19 protein-coding genes are annotated in these 18,116 nt (G+C 44.7%); 10 read left to right on the top strand and 9 right to left on the bottom strand.

Features of this window, described 5'->3' with window-relative positions:
* Positions 1-106: 106 nt before the first annotated feature.
* Both NL646_RS08880 and NL646_RS08875 read right to left on the bottom strand, forming a co-directional pair.
* Complete coding sequence (locus NL646_RS08880; RefSeq protein WP_253664102.1) at positions 107-934, bottom strand: SDR family oxidoreductase; 828 nt, start codon at positions 932-934, stop codon at positions 107-109.
* A 38-nt stretch (positions 935-972) separates the two neighbouring features.
* Entirely contained in the window at positions 973-1,890 is a 918-nt protein-coding gene (locus NL646_RS08875) for a TIGR01777 family oxidoreductase (RefSeq protein ID WP_025521849.1), read from the bottom strand.
* A 285-nt stretch (positions 1,891-2,175) separates the two neighbouring features.
* On the opposite strand from NL646_RS08875, the gene NL646_RS08870 reads away from it, so the two are divergent.
* From NL646_RS08870 to yfcE, 6 genes are all read left to right on the top strand, one after another.
* Entirely contained in the window at positions 2,176-2,910 is a 735-nt protein-coding gene (locus NL646_RS08870) for a DUF1538 domain-containing protein (RefSeq protein ID WP_140332612.1), read from the top strand.
* Positions 2,907-3,698: a DUF1538 domain-containing protein gene (locus NL646_RS08865; protein WP_005454529.1), complete on the top strand. Its 792-nt coding sequence runs from the start codon at positions 2,907-2,909 to the stop codon at positions 3,696-3,698. The genes NL646_RS08870 and NL646_RS08865 overlap by 4 nt, the downstream gene beginning before the upstream one ends.
* A complete protein-coding gene (locus NL646_RS08860) occupies positions 3,688-4,038 on the top strand; it encodes a P-II family nitrogen regulator (protein WP_005382084.1) in 351 nt (116 codons plus the stop codon). The genes NL646_RS08865 and NL646_RS08860 overlap by 11 nt, the downstream gene beginning before the upstream one ends.
* Positions 4,035-4,442, top strand: coding sequence for a CBS domain-containing protein (locus NL646_RS08855; RefSeq protein ID WP_005454537.1), 408 nt, complete (start codon positions 4,035-4,037; stop codon positions 4,440-4,442). Before NL646_RS08860 ends, NL646_RS08855 begins: the two co-directional genes overlap by 4 nt.
* A gap of 142 nt (positions 4,443-4,584) precedes the next feature.
* Positions 4,585-4,794 (top strand): hypothetical protein, encoded by a 210-nt coding sequence (locus tag NL646_RS08850; protein ID WP_011105727.1) that lies wholly within the window; start codon positions 4,585-4,587, stop codon positions 4,792-4,794.
* A 69-nt stretch (positions 4,795-4,863) separates the two neighbouring features.
* Positions 4,864-5,409 (top strand): phosphodiesterase, encoded by a 546-nt coding sequence (gene yfcE, locus NL646_RS08845; protein ID WP_021453881.1) that lies wholly within the window; start codon positions 4,864-4,866, stop codon positions 5,407-5,409.
* Between the two features lie 58 nt (positions 5,410-5,467).
* Here the strand turns inward: yfcE and NL646_RS08840 are convergent, their stop codons facing one another.
* From NL646_RS08840 to toxR, 4 genes are read right to left on the bottom strand one after another with little or no spacing between them, the layout of a single operon-like run.
* The gene (locus NL646_RS08840) at positions 5,468-5,746 is read right to left on the bottom strand and encodes a SelT/SelW/SelH family protein (RefSeq protein ID WP_025552207.1); all 279 of its coding nucleotides are present in this window, start codon (positions 5,744-5,746) and stop codon (positions 5,468-5,470) included.
* A 21-nt stretch (positions 5,747-5,767) separates the two neighbouring features.
* Positions 5,768-6,523, bottom strand: coding sequence for a sulfite exporter TauE/SafE family protein (locus NL646_RS08835; protein WP_005496102.1), 756 nt, complete (start codon positions 6,521-6,523; stop codon positions 5,768-5,770).
* A 46-nt stretch (positions 6,524-6,569) separates the two neighbouring features.
* The gene (gene toxS / locus NL646_RS08830; protein WP_005454545.1) at positions 6,570-7,085 is read right to left on the bottom strand and encodes a transmembrane regulator ToxS; all 516 of its coding nucleotides are present in this window, start codon (positions 7,083-7,085) and stop codon (positions 6,570-6,572) included.
* An 11-nt stretch (positions 7,086-7,096) separates the two neighbouring features.
* A complete protein-coding gene (gene toxR / locus NL646_RS08825) occupies positions 7,097-7,975 on the bottom strand; it encodes a transcriptional regulator ToxR (protein ID WP_024700965.1) in 879 nt (292 codons plus the stop codon).
* Between the two features lie 270 nt (positions 7,976-8,245).
* Between toxR and htpG the strand changes: the two genes are divergently transcribed.
* The 3 genes from htpG (at position 8,246) to hemH (ending at position 12,183) form a co-directional block, all read left to right on the top strand.
* Positions 8,246-10,150: a molecular chaperone HtpG gene (htpG, locus tag NL646_RS08820; RefSeq protein WP_253664101.1), complete on the top strand. Its 1,905-nt coding sequence runs from the start codon at positions 8,246-8,248 to the stop codon at positions 10,148-10,150.
* 320 nt (positions 10,151-10,470) lie between these two features.
* Complete coding sequence (gene adk, locus NL646_RS08815; RefSeq protein WP_005454556.1) at positions 10,471-11,115, top strand: adenylate kinase; 645 nt, start codon at positions 10,471-10,473, stop codon at positions 11,113-11,115.
* 105 nt (positions 11,116-11,220) lie between these two features.
* A complete protein-coding gene (hemH, locus tag NL646_RS08810) occupies positions 11,221-12,183 on the top strand; it encodes a ferrochelatase (RefSeq protein WP_253664100.1) in 963 nt (320 codons plus the stop codon).
* Positions 12,184-12,259: 76 nt separating this feature from the next.
* Here the strand turns inward: hemH and NL646_RS08805 are convergent, their stop codons facing one another.
* On the bottom strand, positions 12,260-13,648 hold the full coding sequence (locus NL646_RS08805; protein WP_005454549.1) for a peptide MFS transporter: 1,389 nt from the start codon (positions 13,646-13,648) through the stop codon (positions 12,260-12,262).
* A gap of 333 nt (positions 13,649-13,981) precedes the next feature.
* Here NL646_RS08805 and rfaH point away from each other — a divergent pair, with 333 nt between their 5' ends.
* The gene (gene rfaH, locus NL646_RS08800) at positions 13,982-14,482 is read left to right on the top strand and encodes a transcription/translation regulatory transformer protein RfaH (RefSeq protein WP_253664099.1); all 501 of its coding nucleotides are present in this window, start codon (positions 13,982-13,984) and stop codon (positions 14,480-14,482) included.
* A 107-nt stretch (positions 14,483-14,589) separates the two neighbouring features.
* Here rfaH and asnB read toward each other — a convergent pair whose 3' ends face one another.
* Both asnB and NL646_RS08790 read right to left on the bottom strand, forming a co-directional pair.
* Complete coding sequence (asnB, locus tag NL646_RS08795; RefSeq protein ID WP_005454564.1) at positions 14,590-16,254, bottom strand: asparagine synthase B; 1,665 nt, start codon at positions 16,252-16,254, stop codon at positions 14,590-14,592.
* 242 nt (positions 16,255-16,496) lie between these two features.
* Positions 16,497-18,086 carry a cation:proton antiporter family protein gene (locus tag NL646_RS08790; protein ID WP_025605468.1) on the bottom strand — a complete coding sequence of 530 codons (1,590 nt, stop codon included), beginning with the start codon at positions 18,084-18,086 and terminating at the stop codon, positions 16,497-16,499.
* Between the last annotated feature and the right edge of the window lie 30 nt (positions 18,087-18,116).

The raw sequence follows: 18,116 nt of genomic DNA, 5'->3' as shown, positions 1-18,116 counted from the left end.
GATAAACTTAATAAGAAATTGATTCGAGCGCGTGAGGTTTTTTTAACCTACGTGCTCATAATGACATCACATTGTTACGATGAAATTACATTACGACAAAATATTTCTATGCGGCTTGTCGCAAAATTTTATCGAGGACATGAGTGGGTAATAATCGTTTCAAAATCGCAAACAACTTAGTTGGTGTCGTAATGCGATAACGAATTTTAGGTTTATTGCTGGTTAGTGCGTGAAGAACGGGTTCGATACAAGCTTCTGCGGGCAGCACGAATCGATTATTCGATTTATCGTTATCTAAACGCTTTTTCTGTCCTTCATACGCGATACGGTGAGGGCTTGAATCTACGTCAATCCATTGCTCAAAAGCGTGCAGAGCGTTGTGCCTAAATTGCGTTTCAATGGGGCCGGGCTCTATCAACGCCACTTTGATGTTGGTATCAGCAAGTTCGAGCCGTAATGTATCTGTCCACCCTTCTAGGGCAAACTTTGAGGCGTTGTACGCCCCACGATACTTCATTGCGGCAAAACCCAAGACGGAACTGTTTTGAATAATGCGTCCTTCACCCTGAGCACGCATAGTGGGTAGCACCTCTTGAACCAATTGGTGCCAACCAAAAAAGTTGGTTTGAAATTGCGCTTTCAATGCATCGGTAGGCAGATCTTCTAATGCACCGGGCTGACCATATGCGCCGTTATTGAACAGGGCATAAAGCTGGCCTTGAGCCAATTCAATCGCTTGTTTTGCGCCACTAGTGATGCTTATTGGGTCGTCGAGGTCGAGCTGGATACAGGTTAACCCTTCTGATTGGAGTCGTTGAACGTCATCAAGCTTTCTACAAGAGGCGATGACGTTAAAGCCTTGTTTATGGAGTGCATGAGCACAAACGTACCCGATGCCCGTTGAGCAACCCGTAATGAGGATGGATTTATTCATGTGTTAGCTTAATGCGAGAGACAGATAAGCTTTATCATTCAACAGCTTCTATCTTGAAGCAAGTGCTTCAGTGCTGGTTCTATTCTTGAATAACTAAATTTAAAGCCGAGCTCGGTGAGTTTCTTAGGTTTGGCTCGCATACTGTCAAACAACAAACATGCTGATTCTCCCATCGCCAATGCCATGACCCATTTAGGTGTGAATAGAATATGAGGACGTTTGAGTGTTTTCGCTAACGTGCGGCTAAATATCCGGTTAGTCACAGGGTGAGGAGCGCACATGTTGAAGGCACCATGCGCGTGAGGGGTTTCAAGCAGGTACATAATGGCACGAACCATATCGAGGATATGAATCCAAGGCATGTATTGATTGCCATTGCCAAGCGGTCCGCCTAACCCCAATTTGTAAGGCAAGAGCATTTTCGCGAGTGCTCCGCCATTAAGCCCGAGTACGACGCCTGTCCGGAGAAAGCAAACGCGGGTTTGTTCGGACTCGGCTCGTTTGGCGATTTGTTCCCACTTGGCGCAAACCATATGCGGGAAATCGTCGTTATTCACATGAAGACACTCATCGAACGGATGATCCTGCTGGTCGCCGTAATAACCGACAGCAGATCCACTAAGAAACACAGAAGGCGGTTCGGTACTGGCGTGAATCAGCTCAACAATTTGCTCGGTAATTTTCCAGCGACTGTTGCAAATTTTCTCTTTTTGCTGCTCCGTCCAACGCTTGTCTGCGATTGGTTCTCCTGCGAGGTTGATGACAGCATCTATGTTGTTGAGATCGGCGAGTTCATCAAGAGAAGCAAGGTACTCGATATTACCTAAATCAGCGTACTGCAAGTGCTGTTTGGCTTGGTCTGGCGATCGGGTCAGTAACACTATCTGATGAGTGGTGAGCAGTTTGAGTAACTCAGACCCTATAAACCCAGTTCCACCTGTAAGTAATATCTTCATAGCATCTCTTTGAATGTCAATATATTAGAACATTATAGTCGTTTTGCGCCTCGCTTGATCAGTTCAGCGCTGCTTATCATGCGTTCTTCCATCTTTCAGATAAATTTTCGTGGTGGCTCATCCAGTTCACATATTAGGAAAATGTAACCAAATGTTAGTGGTGACATAAGGTTGTTCACGTTTGTGAGTAGAAATTTATGCCACACTGAGAGTAGATGATAAGGATATCACCGGACAGGTCTCGCCTTCAGAGCCAATAACTTGTTCGTCAAAGGGAGGATTTGCATGGAAGCACTCACTGCTTTGTTCCGCGCTCTGTTTAACAGTGCCCGCGATCTTCTTCCTATTGTGATTGTTATTACCTTCTTCCAATTGGTGGTTCTGCAAGAGCCTTTACCTAACTTGGTCTCGATTCTTTTTGGTTTGTTGTTGGTCATTTTAGGCCTGACGTTTTTTATTTTCGGGCTAGAACTCGGCTTGTTCCCCATTGGCGAAAATATGGCACAAGCCTTTGCTCGAAAGGGCAGTGTGTTTTGGTTATTGATTTTTGCGTTTTGCTTGGGGTTTGGAACCACTATCGCAGAGCCAGCATTGACTGCTGTTGCAGAAGAGGCCTCAGAGGTGGCGGCTGAAGGCGGGATGATCCCTAATTCCGAACAATCCATGACGGAGTATGGCGTTGGCCTGCGGATAACGGTGGCTTTTTCTGTTGGGATTGCGATTGTGATTGGGGTGCTGCGCATCTTAAAAGGGTGGCCAATTCATTACATGATCATCGGTGGTTATGTTTGCGTTGTGACTCTCACTTGGTTTGCGCCAGAGTCGATCATCGGCGTTGCTTACGACTCGGGTGGCGTGACCACGTCAACGATTACCGTCCCTTTGGTGACGGCATTAGGTGTGGGGTTAGCTTCGGCCATTAAAGGGCGTAACCCTATGGTGGATGGTTTTGGGTTGATTGCGTTTGCCTCTTTACTGCCAATGATGTTTGTCATGATTTATGGGATGGCCGTTACATGATTTCATTCGAACATTTCTTAGATACGTTGCTGTCCACCATTCGTGATGTGATCCCGATTGCGGCGATTATTTTTGGCTTTCAATTGGCTGTGCTGCGCCGCCCTGTGAACAATCTCAAAAAAGTGTTGCTCGGTTTTGCGTATGTCATTGTTGGGTTATCGTTGTTTTTACTCGGTTTGGAGATGGCATTGTTTCCGTTGGGCGAAACAATGGCGGTGCAGTTGACCGCTCCTGAATTCGTCCGAGAGTTTAAAGTCTCTATTGGGCAGGCGTTAGAGTGGGTCGACTATTATTGGGTGTACACCTTTGCTTTTTTTATCGGCTTTAGTACGACCATTGCTGAGCCATCTTTGATTGCAGTGGCCATCAAAGCCAATCAAGTGTCTGGTGGCAGTATTAGTGTAAATGGCTTACGAGTTGCGGTTGCTTTAGGCGTAGCGATAGGTATCGCGCTTGGCAGTTATCGTATTGTGGTGGGCGACCCGATTCATTACTACATCATTGCGGGGTATATCGTCGTGGTGATTCAAACCTTTTATGCGCCTAAGTTGATCATTCCACTTGCCTACGATTCAGGTGGTGTCACCACCTCTACCGTGACAGTGCCTTTAGTGACGGCGCTTGGGCTGGGACTAGCGTCAACTGTGCCAGGCAGGAATCCGATGATTGATGGCTTTGGGCTTATTGCTTTCGCCAGTTTGTTTCCAATGATATCCGTAATGGGGTATGCGCAAATTACTCAGTGGCTTAATAAAGACACCTCGGAGGACGAAGAAAATGCGCTTTAAATTGATACTCGCGTTTGTTGAAGACAGCAAAACAGACAAGGTGCTCGATGCGGCTCGTGATGCAGGAGCAACGGGGGCGACCGTGATCAATAATGCTCGTGGTCAAGGTTTAAATCAGAAGCGGACGTTTTTTGGATTAACCCTAGAAGTACAAAAGGATGTTCTGCTTTTTGTGGTGGAAGAGCACCTTTCTCGGCACATACTTGAGACCATTAATGAAGTGGGAGAGTTCGACCGAGAGTCGGGGCAGGGGATTGCGATTCAAATTGATATCGAGGATGCCGTAGGTGTTGCGCATCAAGTCGAAACGTTGACCAAGGTGGTTGAGGATGAACTATGAGTAATCAAACGATAGTACGAGTAAGGGACGTCATGGCTGCTACTTACGTTATGGTAGATGGACTGATGACCGTATACGAAGGCATTACTCTGGCAAAGAAATATCAAGTGAAAGCGCTGGTGGTCAAAAAGCGCGATGACAACGATGAATACGGCATTGTGTTAATGAATGATATTGCGAAGAAAGTGTTGGCAAATAACCGTGCCCCTCAGCGCACCAATATCTACGAAATTATGACTAAGCCTGCTTTGTGTGTCGATCCTGATATGAACGTTAAATACTGTGCTCGTCTGTTTGAGCGATTTGGGATCAGCCGCGCGCCCGTGATTGAAGATGGCGAAGTGATCGGCATGGTGAGTTACAACAATATCGTGATTAATGGCATGGTCAGAGAGGATGGCTAAACTGTGTAAGTAACATGCGTAATATTTTTCTCAAGTCAGCGACATGCGTCAATCTCTAAGATATTGATTATTAGTGATGTTGCATATATTTTCACAGGCGCTATTCTTTGTGCCCTAAGCATATAGTTGAGGAATTTAAATCATGCCTTTAGTCTCTTGCCCTGTGTGTGAGAAACAAATATCGAAACGTGCTCACACATGTCCAGGGTGTGGGGAACCGGACCCGTTACACCATTTAGCGAAGTCGAAGTTCATTTCGATGGTTTTTTGGACATTAGTTTTAGTCGGTGCCGGATATTTTGCTTGGTTCCATTTGCTACCAATGCTGATTGAGACTGTGCGTCATCAGTAATCGGGAAGTCGGTTGAGCATACGTCAGAATGCCGTAGAATAGCCTCATACATTTTGAGGAGACAACGTCGTGAAACTATTTTTTGCCTCAGACCTGCATGGCTCTTTGCCAGCAACCGAAGAAACCATCAAGTTATTCCTAGCATCAGGTGCAAAGCATTTGGTGCTGTTGGGTGACACGTTGAACCACGGACCACGCAACCCGATTCCGGAAGGGTATAACCCGCCCCAAGTGGCGGAGCTTCTCAACCAATACAGTCAGCAAATCATTTCCGTACGCGGTAACTGTGACAGCGAAGTAGATCAAATGCTGCTGAACTTCCCAATGATGATGGATTACGCATGGGTATTGCTAGAGTCTGGTAAGCGAATCTTTCTGACGCATGGCCATTTGTACAACAGCGATAAAAGACCACCTTTGCGAGAGGGTGACATCATCGCTCATGGTCATACGCATGTTCCCGTAGCCGAAATGAAAGAGGGTGTGGTGATCTTTAACCCCGGTTCAATGACCTTCCCGCGTAACGGTTTACCAAGAAGTTTTGGATTACTGGATGGGAATACGCTCAGTGTTCAAACGCCAGAAGGTGAAGTGCTGGCGCAGACGACGATTTAACGACCAACTAAGGTTAGTCGCTACGAAAATGATTTAAATAAGGGAACCGAGTGTTCCCTTATTTTGTATCGGAATGACCGAGATCGCGCTCTGGGTCGATGATGTCTCTTACGCGCTGTTTTAGTACTTTTGCCTCAGGAAAACCGCCGTCCTTCTTACGTTCCCAAATTTGCTGGCCATTGCAGAAAATCTCGAATCGACCACCTGTGTCTGGATGCAAACTGATTGTGTCGATTTCTTCGCTAAAAGTATGCAGCAACTCTTGCGATAACCAAGTAGCACGCAACATCCAGTTGCACTGGCGGCAGTAATAAATATCAATGATTGCTTTATCCATGAAAATTTCCTTTTAACTGGGTTAAACCAGCAATTTGATGCCCACGGCAAACGTGAGAATTTCGAACGCAATTTTAATCACTCGGTTGCTATAGCGAGTTGCGGCCCACGCACCTAAACTGCCCCCAAGAAAAGAGCTCAACAACAATACTGGTAACCAAGCCCAGTGAATCGGTGCTCCTGCTTGTACAACCGCGACGCCACCAATACCATTCCAAAACAGTCCGACACAAATCATGGTGTAGGCGACTGCTTGTTTGTAATCGAACCCAAACCAACGCACAAGAAAGAGAGTGACAAGCAACCCAGAACCAGCGGTTAAAGACCCGTTGACGATGCCTATCAACATGATGCCAATACCACCAAGAATCCAACCCAATTGATTGCGACGCTTAATGATTTCGATTTGCCCCAGCTGCTTTTTCAAGCGGGAATAAATACCGAGTGCCAGAATCATACTGCCTAGCATCTTTTCCGCAATACCATCAGGGATATGAACGATGAGGTTTGCGCCAATCACAACACCTATACTGCCAACAAAAATCAGATAAAGGGCGATGGGCAATTTAATGGTGCCGGCTTTGAGGTGAGTGCTTGCAGCGCCCAAGCCTAAAGCAACAGAAGCCACTTTATGAGTACCTAGTGCAACGGAGAACGGTAAGCCAAGAAAAATAAGTAGGGGAAACTGTAGCAAACCGGCGCCGCCACCAGAAAGAGATGCCAACGTATTTGCAACGAGCGAGCCGAAAAAGAGAGTGAAAGTGTCTAACCAATCCATGAGAAAAAATTAAGGGGGCATCTTGCCCCCTTATCACTAATTAAATTCAGTTTCTAAACAGTACCGTAGAACCGTGATTTAGGCTAGTTAATAGCAGAGTCTTCTCATTAACCACGTCAATTCGGCGGCTTTGTTCTGCATCTAGCTTAAAGATTTGAGTAATTAAGCGTAGTTGCGCTTCAGAAAAATCCTTGGATTGAGAAGAAGAAATATCTTTGAACTCAGAAGGAGAAACAAGCAGATAGTTATCACTCACTTCCCAGCGACCTTTCTCTGAAATATTAATTGTCGATTCAGCCGTCGAGCCTTGTGCGAACAGTTTGATGTTTGCCACGCGAATGTAATCGCCATTCGGCAGGTACTTAACGTTCGACTCCACATTCACTCGACGTAACGGGCCTACGGTATCGTCTGGCAAGTTATCAGTAATCACAGTCACCATGGTTGACTGCCATTCATTTGATGTAAGCACTTGCTCAACTTTAAGGTCACTGCCCCAGTACAACCAACCACTGAAAAGGATAGATACGGCCAAAACCGCAGATGCTACTTTAATCTTCATGCTGGCCTCCTTTATTTGCAGATGTCTGTTGGATCGTTTTGACCTGCGAAAATACGCAATGTCACGTTCTCATACGAGTGGTTGCTGTCATGAATGTAGTTCAAAATCAGCTGGTTATTTTGTCCGCCAGTGGCAATCACTTCCACTGGTAAGGAGTCTTCTGCATGGTGCTTAACGTAGCGTTCAATGCACTGCTCAATAGAAGGCAACCAGTTGTTGATTTGCGGGTGATTTACAGGTGTCATCACTGGTACGTTCTGATACTCACCAATCTGACGGAATTGAGATTCCGCTGGGTTTGTAAACAGCAGTACGCAAATCGGTAGTAATAGTGCCAAAAATAAAATAACGCGTGGAATCCAAGGATTCACAGCAGAAGCCACAGGTGCTTTTTCAGGTACTACTGGCGCTTCTGGTTCAACGATTGCGTCAGAAGACGTCGTTAAAGACGGCTCTACGATCGTTTCTACCTCATTAGCAGAGGCGTCATTGTTATCAGAAGCAGGTTCTTCAACTTCAATTGAGCTTGAGTCTGAAGAAAGCGGGCTTAGGCGTTCAACAGTACAAATGAGTTGATAGCCTCGTTTTGGAACGGTTTTAACAAACTCTGGAGATTTGGTTGAATCCTTCAACATCTTACGCAGAGTAGAAATCGCTTGAGTCAGGCTTGAGTCATCCACCTCAAAACCTTGCTCACGCCAAACAAACTCGTGAAGCTCGTTACGGGTTAAAACTTCGTTTGGTCTCTCCGCCAACATCAGGAGTATACGGCTTTCGTTGCTTCCTAATCGTACAACTTCGTTGCCGCTTTGTTGGTCAGCGAGCGAATTACTATTTGGATCAAAGGTAAACCTTTGAGCAAGTAGAAATTTGGTGCCGATGTTAGTCATTTAGTTCTTCTTAGATGGATGATGTTGTAATTATGGTGATTTATATCACAAAATTACGTTTGCGCATGGGAGATACGCGACGTTTTAGATGCTTTTAGGGGGGTAGGATAATTAAATTTTTCTAAAAAAACACCGTTTTTAGCAATATTGACCTTGAATTTACATTTGTCAGCCACATGTTAAATGACATCTTAGTGTGGTGATTTCATGGGACTAAATCACAAAGTCGTCCCTGAAAAAGCCTGTTAGTTTAGATGTTATGGAGCACACATGAGCGAAACCGTATCTCAAAATAAAGAAACTCGTGGTTTTCAATCAGAAGTAAAACAACTACTTCATTTAATGATCCATTCTCTTTATTCCAATAAAGAGATCTTTTTGCGCGAGCTGATTTCTAACGCATCAGATGCATCAGACAAATTGCGTTTTCAGGCACTTTCGAATCCAGATTTATATGAAGGTAACGCAGATCTTGGCGTTAAGCTGTCATTTGATGAAAGTGCAAATACCCTAACGATTTCTGATAACGGTATCGGTATGAGCCGCAATGACGTTATCGAACATTTAGGCACCATCGCAAAATCAGGCACCGCGGAATTCTTCTCAAAGCTTTCAGAAGAGCAAAGCAAAGACTCGCAATTGATCGGTCAATTTGGTGTTGGTTTCTACTCTGCATTTATCGTTGCTGATGCGGTGACCGTGCGCACTCGTGCAGCAGGTTTGCCAGCAGACGAAGCAGTGCAATGGCATTCTGCGGGCGAGGGTGAGTACACCATTGAAAACATCACTAAAGAATCTCGTGGTACTGACATCATTCTTCACATGCGTGACGAAGGTAAAGAGTTCTTAAATGAATGGCGTCTGCGCGATGTCATCAGCAAGTACTCGGATCACATCGGCATTCCTGTTTCTATCCAAACTGTAGTGCGTGATGAAGACGGTAAAGAGACAGATGAGAAGAAGTGGGAGCAAATCAACAAAGCTCAAGCGTTGTGGACGCGTAATAAAGCAGATATCTCAGATGAAGAATACCAAGAATTCTACAAACACGTTTCACACGATTTCGCTGATCCATTGGTGTGGAGCCACAACCGCGTAGAAGGTAAAAACGACTACACTAGCCTACTTTACATCCCATCGAAAGCGCCATGGGATATGATGAATCGTGATCATAAGTCAGGTCTGAAACTGTACGTGCAACGTGTGTTCATTATGGATGATGCTGAACAGTTTATGCCGTCTTACCTGCGCTTCGTTCGTGGCCTGATAGACTCAAATGATCTGCCGCTGAACGTGTCACGTGAAATTTTGCAGGACAACAAAGTGACTCAGTCTCTGCGTAACGCGTGTACCAAACGTGTGCTGACAATGTTGGATCGCATGGCGAAGAATGACGAAGAAAAATACCAGTCATTCTGGAAAGAATTTGGCTTAGTACTGAAAGAAGGCCCAGCGGAAGACTTTGCGAACAAAGAGAAAATTGCAGGTCTATTGCGTTTTGCTTCAACAGAAGTTGATTCAGCGGAACAAACCGTTGGTCTTGCGTCCTACGTTGAGCGCATGAAAGAAGGCCAAGATAAGATCTACTACTTAACTGCAGACAGCTACGCGGCGGCGAAGAACAGCCCTCACTTAGAGCAGTTTAAAGCGAAAGGCATCGAAGTCATTCTGATGTTCGACCGCATTGACGAGTGGTTGATGAACTACCTAACTGAGTTTGATGGTAAGCAGTTCCAATCGATTACCAAAGCTGGCCTTGACTTGAGTAAGTTTGAAGACGAAGCCGATAAAGAAAAGCAAAAAGAAACCGAAGAAGAGTTCAAATCGGTTGTTGAGCGTACCAAGTCTTACTTGGGTGACCGCGTGAAAGACGTGCGTACGACCTTTAAACTTGCATCTACACCCGCAGTCGTTGTGACGGATGATTACGAGATGGGGACTCAGATGGCGAAGCTGCTTGCTGCCGCAGGTCAAGCTGTGCCAGAAGTAAAATACATCTTTGAAATCAACCCAGAGCACGAACTTGTTAAGCGCATGGCGGATGAAGCGGATGAAGAAGCGTTTGGCCGCTGGGTCGAAGTGCTACTTGGTCAAGCCATGTTAGCAGAGCGCGGCTCGATGGAAGATCCAACGCAGTTCGTGGGTGCTATCAACAAGCTTTTGACTAAGGTTTAATAAGTCATCAATATCGAAAAGCTCGCATTATGCGAGCTTTTTGTTTGTTGTCGCAAAATTTTGCATTACAGGTGTTGAGTTAATAATCAATAGCTGCAGAAAGAGGGTGTTGTTAACATTCTTTAGTCTTAATTCACTCTTTGCTCTGTGAACCTGTGATAGAATCTGTGACTTGAATGTGAGTAATAAGGCGTGTATTTTTGCCCGCCTATATACCTTATACCGAAACTTATCGTTGCGAGCGCTTCTAGGGTTTATGCCTGCGAAGCACAGCTATTGTGAGCTTCGGTATAAATCTTAAATATAAAAGAGGATAAATCATGCGCATCATTCTTCTAGGTGCTCCAGGTGCAGGTAAAGGCACACAAGCAAACTTCATCATGGATAAATACGGTATTCCACAAATCTCTACTGGTGATATGCTTCGTGCTGCTATCAAAGCAGGTACAGAACTTGGCAAACAAGCTAAAGCTGTTATCGACGCTGGTCAGCTAGTTTCTGATGAAATCATCCTTGGTCTTATCAAAGAGCGTATCGCTCAAGACGATTGTGAGAAAGGTTTCCTACTAGATGGTTTCCCACGCACTATTCCTCAGGCTGATGGTCTAAAAGAAATGGGCGTTGAAGTAGATTACGTTATCGAATTCGACGTAGCTGACGATGTAATTGTTGAGCGTATGGCTGGTCGTCGTGCTCACCTTCCTTCAGGTCGTACTTACCACGTTGTTTACAACCCACCTAAAGTGGAAGGTAAAGACGACGTTACGGGTGAAGATCTTGTTGTTCGTGATGACGACAAAGAAGAAACAGTACGTGCACGTCTAGGTGTTTACCACGAGCAAACTGCACCACTTATCGATTACTACGGTAAAGAAGCTGCAGCAGGCAAAACTAAGTACCTAAAATTTGACGGTACTAAGCAAGTTGCTGAAGTAAGTGCTGATATCGAGAAGGCATTAGCATAATAGGTAATACCTATTATCAAAATTTTTAATAATTTTGTTATAGTGAAGCGGCCGTAAGGTCGCTTTTTTTATACATTTTATATGCTGGGAAAACAAAGGGACGCAATGCAAACTAAAAATAAACAAGGTGTGTTACTGGTTAACCTAGGAACACCTGATGAACCTACCGCTCCAGCGGTTAAGCGCTTCTTAAGTCAGTTTCTTCATGATCATCGTGTAGTCGATATGACACGATGGCTTTGGTGTCCAATTTTACATGGTGTGATTCTTCCAATGCGCTCGCCAAAGGTCGCTAAGTTGTATGAATCGGTATGGATGGAAGAGGGCTCACCTTTAATGGTGTATTCCAAACGCCAGGCAAAGAAACTTGCTCAGCATCTCGATATGCCTGTGGAACTCGGCATGACTTATGGCAACCCAAGCCTTCAATCTGGTTTTGAAGCTCTTATCGCTCAAGGTGTGGAAGAGGTTATTGTGCTACCGTTGTACCCACAATATTCTGGGACAACCACCGCAGCCGTGTCTGATGGAATCACAAAAGCGTTTAAGCAACTGCCAGTGATGCCAGTATTCAGCTTTATTCGCGATTATCACGATCATCCAATGTACATCGAAGCGCTTGCGCACTCGGTTCGACAATACTGGGAAGAGTATGGCAAAGGGGATTACTTGCTGTGTTCATATCACGGTATTCCTAAACGTTATGCAGACAATGGCGACATTTATCCTCAGCATTGTGAAGCGACCACTCGCTTGCTTGGTGAGGCGCTTGGTTTATCATCGGATCAGATTGGTATGGCTTATCAGTCTCGTTTTGGCCGAGAAGAGTGGCTACAGCCTTACACTGATAAAACATTGGAAACCATCACCAGTAAAGGCGTGAAGAAAATTGATATCATGACTCCTGCATTTTCATCTGATTGTTTAGAAACGTTGGAAGAAATAGCTGGAGAGAACAAAGAGATCTTTATGGAAGCGGGTGGTGAGCAGTTCCACTATATTCCATGCCTTAACGACGATGACATGCATATCGATATGATGGCAGAACTAGTACGCAGCAAGCTGTAGAGCTTTGGTATTCTGCACTGAATGAATACAGAAAAGGGTCGCGATTGCGACCCTTTTTAATAACTTTGAAACCATGTTAAGCAACTTGTGTTTGTTGCTCTTCAATTTGTTCTGCAGTGCTGTGAGTGTTTTCTGCACCGTGCATCCAACGAACAAGCGTGTTCGAGAATAACATTAGAATCACACCACTGATCAATGCGGTTACTGCGATGCCACTAAAGATAGCCATTGCACCAAGTTCACCCACATGAGAACCCACGTAACCAGCGACATAGTTCGCAATAGCGTTACAACCAAACCATGCACCCATCATCAACGATGCAAGACGTAGCGGAGCCAGTTTGGTTACAAGAGACAGACCAATAGGGGATAGACACAGTTCGCCCAAAGTATGGAAGAAGAACGCGCCAACTAGCCATAGCATGGATGTTTTCACGTTAGTATCACCACCTTGCTCCATTACTGCACCAACCATGCATAGGAAGCCTAGTGCCAAGAAGAACATGGCTAAAGCAAATTTCGCTGGTGAGTTTGGTTCACGTTTACCTAGTTTCACCCATAGAACCGCAAGGACAGGCGCAAGCGTAATGATAAAGAATGGGTTTAGTGACTGGAACCAAGCTGCAGGTACTTCAAAGCCGCCAATCATACGATCGGTGTACTGCTGAGTGTAAATGTTCATCAGACCGCCAGCTTGCTCGAAACCAGCCCAGAATACGATAGTAAACAGGCTCATCACCAAGATAACTTTAATGCGATCCACTTCTTCTTTGGTAAGAGGCTGTTTTGTTTTGGCGTTCTTATTGTTTAGGTCGCGTTTCGCGGCTGGCTCACGGCCAATATCACCAAGCCAAGACTGTGAAAGCGACATTTGCATGACAAGGCTGATTATCATACCCACGCCCGCTGCTACGAAACCTGCTTTCCAACCAAATGAGTTCGTTACAGATCCAGAAACCACGCCGGCTAGCAGAGCACCAAGGTTGATACCCATGTAGAAGATAGTGAAAGCGCCATCACGACGGTTATCACCTTCATTGTAAAGGTCGCCAACCATGGTAGAGATATTTGGCTTGAATAGACCGTTACCACAAATAAGCAGAGCAAGACCTAAATAGAAAGTGTGAAGTGCTCCGAAGCCTAGTGCGTCAGCCGGAAGTGCCAGTGTGAACTGGCCGATAGCCATTAATGCACCACCAAGCAAAATTGAGCGGCGTTGGCCAAGGTAGTTATCGGCAAGGTAACCACCAATCAATGGGGTAATGTAAACAAGGCCGGTGTAAATGCCATAAAGGTCGAGCGCGTCTTTCGTTGACCAGCCCAAACCACCATTCATTGTGGTATCAGTTAAGTAGAGTACTAGAATGGCACGCATTGCGTAGTAGGAAAAGCGTTCCCAGAGTTCTGTGCCGAACAATAAGAACAAGCCACGAGGGTGACCGAAATATTGATGTTGGTTTGACATAAGCTCTTCTAATAGTAGTTATTACATTTTTTAACGACACCTACGTATACATTGCAATTTAACTGCTTACAAACAATAAAATTTTGCCTTACGACTAAATAACATTGTTAAGTCACTGTTTATTTTTGATTTTGTGGAGCTTTTGTTGGTGGTTGGTGTGTGTTACAAACTTAATTTTCATTTTTGCCTATGGACTTATTTTCTTAACCTTTTGAAAAAGTGTAAGTTATGCGAACAATGTATAATGTTCTTCTTATGGATAATTTGAATATTCATGACTCACCTTTAGCTTAATGCTAGGATGAAACAAAAATATAATTGGCTAGTAATAAAATGAAACGTTGGTATTTACTTTATTGTAAGCGTGGAGAACAAATAAGGGCTAAGCAGCATCTTGAAAATCAAGGTGTTGAGTGCTTCTACCCAACTGTAGAAGTCGAAAAAATCTTGCGCGGTAAGCGACAAAAGGTCGAAGAACCGTTGTTTCCTTGTTATGTATTTGCACGTTTTGATTATGAACAAGGCCCGAACTTTACGTCGGTTCGGTCGACGCGCGGTGTTGTCGACTTTGTTCGATTTGGTGCCCAACCAAAAGAAGTTCAAGGCGATCTTGTGTTTGAGTTGAAGCAGCTAGAGAAATGCTGCACAGAAAAAAACATATCCGAATGCATGTCTAAACCAGGTGATCAGGTTCGTGTTAAGAGCGGACAATTTGCAGGTATTGATGCCATTTTCCAAGAACAAGACGGAGAGAAGCGTTCAATCATGTTGGTGCAAATGATCTCGAAGCGAGTGCCAGTTAGCATTGATAACACCGATTTAGACTTAAAGTAGTCGCTAATAACACCAACACAAAAAAGAGGTGCGCACGCACCTCTTTTTGATCTTAACGTCAACAAGTTAAATAATTGGGCTGGATTGCTGCTCCAGCCCAATTCTACTTAGTAAGCGTCGTTGTGAACGGTTTGCACTGCACGGCCTGAAGGGTCAACACAGTTCTTGAATGACTCATCCCACTCAATCGCTTTCGCTGATGAACACGCTACAGAAGGACCACCTGGTACACATTCTGCAGCTGATGGTAATGGGAACAACTCCTCAAAAATTTCGCGGTATACGTAACCTTCTTTAGTCGTTGGTGTGTTGTATGGGAAGCGGTACTGAGCCGTTTCCATCTGTTGATCGGTCACTTTTTCTTCTGCTACGGCCTTCAAAGTGTCAATCCAGCTGTAACCTACGCCATCAGAAAACTGCTCTTTTTGACGCCAAGCGATTGAGTCTGGTAAGTAATGCTCAAAACATTCGCGAAGAATGTGTTTTTCCATCTTACCGTTGCCACACATTTTGTCTGCAGGGTTTAGGCGCATTGCGACGTCAATGAACTCTTTATCCAAGAATGGTACACGGCCTTCAACGCCCCATGCCGCCAACGATTTGTTCGCACGGGCACAGTCAAACATGTTTAGAGCCAGCAGTTTACGAACCGTTTCTTCGTGGAACTCTTTTGCGTTTGGCGCTTTGTGGAAGTACAAGTAGCCACCGAAGATTTCATCAGCGCCTTCACCAGAAAGCACCATTTTGATGCCCATTGCCTTGATTTTACGGCCCATGAGGAACATCGGTGTTGAGGCACGAATCGTTGTTACGTCATAAGTCTCGATGTGGTAAATCACGTCACGAATAGCATCCAAACCTTCTTGAATGGTGTATGTCATTTCGTGGTGAACGGTGCCAATTTTTTCTGCCACTTCACGTGCTGCTTTTAAGTCTGGAGCGCCTTCAAGACCAACCGCAAAAGAGTGAAGTTGAGGCCACCATGCTTCTGATTTTTCATCGTCTTCAATACGCATCGCAGCATAGCGTTTTGCTACCGCAGATGTGATGGATGAATCCAGACCACCAGATAGTAGTACGCCGTATGGTACGTCAGTCATTAGTTGACGTTTCACCGCTGCTTCCAGTGCTTCTGTTAGTTCTTCTTTACTCGTGCTGTTACCTTGAACAGCGGCATATTCGTTCCAGTCTCGGATGTAGTAACGCTGAGGTTCTGCATCTTTTGAGCTGTAGTGCGAACCTGGAGGGAATTCGCTGACTGTTTTACAAACGGGTACGAGTGCTTTCATTTCGGAAGCGACGTAGTAGTTACCGTGTTCATCGTAACCTTGGTAAAGTGGAATGATACCGATATGGTCACGACCTACTAGGTACTCATCTTTTTCTTCATCGTACAGTACGAAAGCAAAAATACCGTTTAGCTCTTCAAGAAGATCAGCACCCATGTCTTGATACAGTGCTAAAATAACTTCACAGTCAGAGTCTGTTTGGAACTCGTACTTTCCTTCGTAGCGAGCGCGAATCTCTTTGTGGTTGTAGATCTCACCGTTAACGGCAAGGATTAGTTTTTTATCAGGGCTGTATAGTGGTTGAGCACCGCTATTTAGACCAACGATAGCCAAGCGCTCGTGAGCTAGGATTGCTCTTTCTGAAGAGTAGATACCAGACCAGTCAGGGCCACGGTGACGAAGCTTTTTCGACATTTCTAACGCGATAGGACGCAGTGCCGCTGCATCACTTTTAATGTCTAAAATCCCAAATACTGAACACATACAACATCCTTTCTAAACTAAACAATTTCTAATCGGTATGGATTCAATTTGCCATTCTGAGTAAAAAAAGCAACGTTTTGTGATTAAAAAAATGATAAAAAGCCTTGTTGATTAAATAATATTTAACTTATTTGTTGTTTTGGTGAATGGAATTAAGGTTTGGTATGAAAATTAAACAAAAAAGCCTCTCTATTGATAGAAAGGCTTTTAATTGGTAGTAGCGTTGTTGCGTATTTTTAGGGTTATTTTATTGAAGTGAACTGAGGTGCTAGTTGTTTGCACACGTGTCGCGCAAAACCACTACCTGCTTCGCTGTATATATTAAAGGCAGCGTCCACACCACTTTCCAACAAACCTTCTAGTTGGTCTGGATATTCTGCAATAGCGGCAATTTGCCCTTTGTAGTTTCTACGCTGAAGTTGTTCTAGTGCCGTTTGATTACCTTGATGGTGTGGCATTGCCAATAAAACTAACTTTACGTGACCAGTATCTAGGATTCGTTCCCAAAAATCTGGGTCGGTAGCATCCCCTGAAATGACATTACGTCCTTCTGAACGGTGTTGTTGCGCTGCTTCTTCACGGATCTCAATCCCCAGAGAAATCTTGCCGTAACGTGCGCGTAGCTCGTCATATGCACCGGTACCAATTCGCCCCATACCTAGAATAAGTACTTGAGCATGTCCCGGGTTGATCAACTGGTCACGTTGGTTGAGTTTCTCTGCAGCCGTTTCTTGTAACCATTTTCCGGAATGTTGATAAATTTTATGGCCCAAGCGATTTAGAGGTGCTGAGATAATAAAGGATAGTGAAACCGCTACAGCGATGGCTGCGAGCATGTCACTCGGCATCCACCCCATTTTGTACGCCAGGCCACCGACAATGAGCCCGAATTCGCTGTAGTTAAACAGTGATAAAGATGCGAGAAGGGAAGTACGCACGCGAAACTTAAAGTGGTTGATGGTCAGGAAGTATAGCAATCCTTTAATAGGCAGAAGGACAATGAATAATAGTGCTAGTGCGATACCTGTTAGACTCAAAGATGCGGATAAGCCGATATTTAAGAAGAAGCAGACGAGAAAGAGCTCTTTCATATTAAATAGCGATTTAGACAACTCTGACGCTTTACGGTGACCAGCGAGCATCATGCCAAGAATCAAGGCGCCAAGGTCTGGTTTCATTCCAACTAACTCAAACAGTCCGGCACCCACAACAAGCGCGAAGAAAATGCCGAACAGCACTAACATCTCGCCGTGGCCTACTTTATCCAATAACTTGTAAAACAGCGGGCGCAGGAGAGGAAGAGCAAATAGACCTATGGCGTACCATTCTGGCACTTTGCCTGTTGAAACAGTCAGAAACACGACCGCGAAGATATCTTGCATAACCAAAATACCGATGGCCAGTGTGGCGTATGTCGCGTTGAGTTCACCTTTTTCCTGCAGTGTTTTTACCGCGAAAACAGTGCTAGAGAAGGAAAGTGCAAAGGCTAGGAGCAATATCTGCCCGCTTTCCATACTTGCAAGGGACGTTAATCCAAGCAGTTTCAACCCTGACAACGCAAGGGCAAAAAAAGCGGTTGAAAGAATATTATGCGCTGTTGCGCCGCCCCAAATTTCTTTGGAGAGCAATGTTTTTACATCGAGCTTTAAGCCAATAGTAAAAAGCAAAAGAGTAACGCCGAGATCAGCCAGAGTGACAATAACGTCATTACTTTGATAGCCAAAGGCATGTAAGCCAAAACCTGCTAGTAGAAAACCGACTAGAGGCGGAAGGCTGCATTTGAGCGCGATGAAGCCTGCTAAAAAAGCCGTTGTAATTAGAATAATTTCCATACTGTTGAGCTAGATTCCTGATATACGAAA

Origin of the sequence: Vibrio sp. Y20_XG_PY13 (genome assembly GCF_024181925.1) — a bacterium.
Classification (GTDB): domain Bacteria; phylum Pseudomonadota; class Gammaproteobacteria; order Enterobacterales; family Vibrionaceae; genus Vibrio; species Vibrio parahaemolyticus.
Note: the sequence above shows the minus strand (reverse complement) of the source record. Positions and strands in the feature narration are given on the sequence as shown.

Coding starts and splice junctions, on each gene's coding strand:
- NL646_RS08805 (WP_005454549.1), bottom strand. CDS start 13,648: ATGTCAAACCAACATCAATATTTCGGTCACCCTCGTGGCTTGTTCTTA.
- NL646_RS08790 (WP_025605468.1), bottom strand. CDS start 18,086: ATGGAAATTATTCTAATTACAACGGCTTTTTTAGCAGGCTTCATCGCG.
- toxR (WP_024700965.1), bottom strand. CDS start 7,975: ATGACTAACATCGGCACCAAATTTCTACTTGCTCAAAGGTTTACCTTT.
- hemH (WP_253664100.1), top strand. CDS start 11,221: ATGCAAACTAAAAATAAACAAGGTGTGTTACTGGTTAACCTAGGAACA.
- rfaH (WP_253664099.1), top strand. CDS start 13,982: ATGAAACGTTGGTATTTACTTTATTGTAAGCGTGGAGAACAAATAAGG.
- NL646_RS08850 (WP_011105727.1), top strand. CDS start 4,585: ATGCCTTTAGTCTCTTGCCCTGTGTGTGAGAAACAAATATCGAAACGT.
- NL646_RS08880 (WP_253664102.1), bottom strand. CDS start 934: ATGAATAAATCCATCCTCATTACGGGTTGCTCAACGGGCATCGGGTAC.
- NL646_RS08835 (WP_005496102.1), bottom strand. CDS start 6,523: ATGGATTGGTTAGACACTTTCACTCTCTTTTTCGGCTCGCTCGTTGCA.
- toxS (WP_005454545.1), bottom strand. CDS start 7,085: ATGAAGATTAAAGTAGCATCTGCGGTTTTGGCCGTATCTATCCTTTTC.
- NL646_RS08875 (WP_025521849.1), bottom strand. CDS start 1,890: ATGAAGATATTACTTACAGGTGGAACTGGGTTTATAGGGTCTGAGTTA.
- NL646_RS08855 (WP_005454537.1), top strand. CDS start 4,035: ATGAGTAATCAAACGATAGTACGAGTAAGGGACGTCATGGCTGCTACT.
- htpG (WP_253664101.1), top strand. CDS start 8,246: ATGAGCGAAACCGTATCTCAAAATAAAGAAACTCGTGGTTTTCAATCA.
- NL646_RS08840 (WP_025552207.1), bottom strand. CDS start 5,746: ATGGATAAAGCAATCATTGATATTTATTACTGCCGCCAGTGCAACTGG.
- NL646_RS08860 (WP_005382084.1), top strand. CDS start 3,688: ATGCGCTTTAAATTGATACTCGCGTTTGTTGAAGACAGCAAAACAGAC.
- adk (WP_005454556.1), top strand. CDS start 10,471: ATGCGCATCATTCTTCTAGGTGCTCCAGGTGCAGGTAAAGGCACACAA.
- NL646_RS08870 (WP_140332612.1), top strand. CDS start 2,176: ATGGAAGCACTCACTGCTTTGTTCCGCGCTCTGTTTAACAGTGCCCGC.
- asnB (WP_005454564.1), bottom strand. CDS start 16,254: ATGTGTTCAGTATTTGGGATTTTAGACATTAAAAGTGATGCAGCGGCA.
- NL646_RS08865 (WP_005454529.1), top strand. CDS start 2,907: ATGATTTCATTCGAACATTTCTTAGATACGTTGCTGTCCACCATTCGT.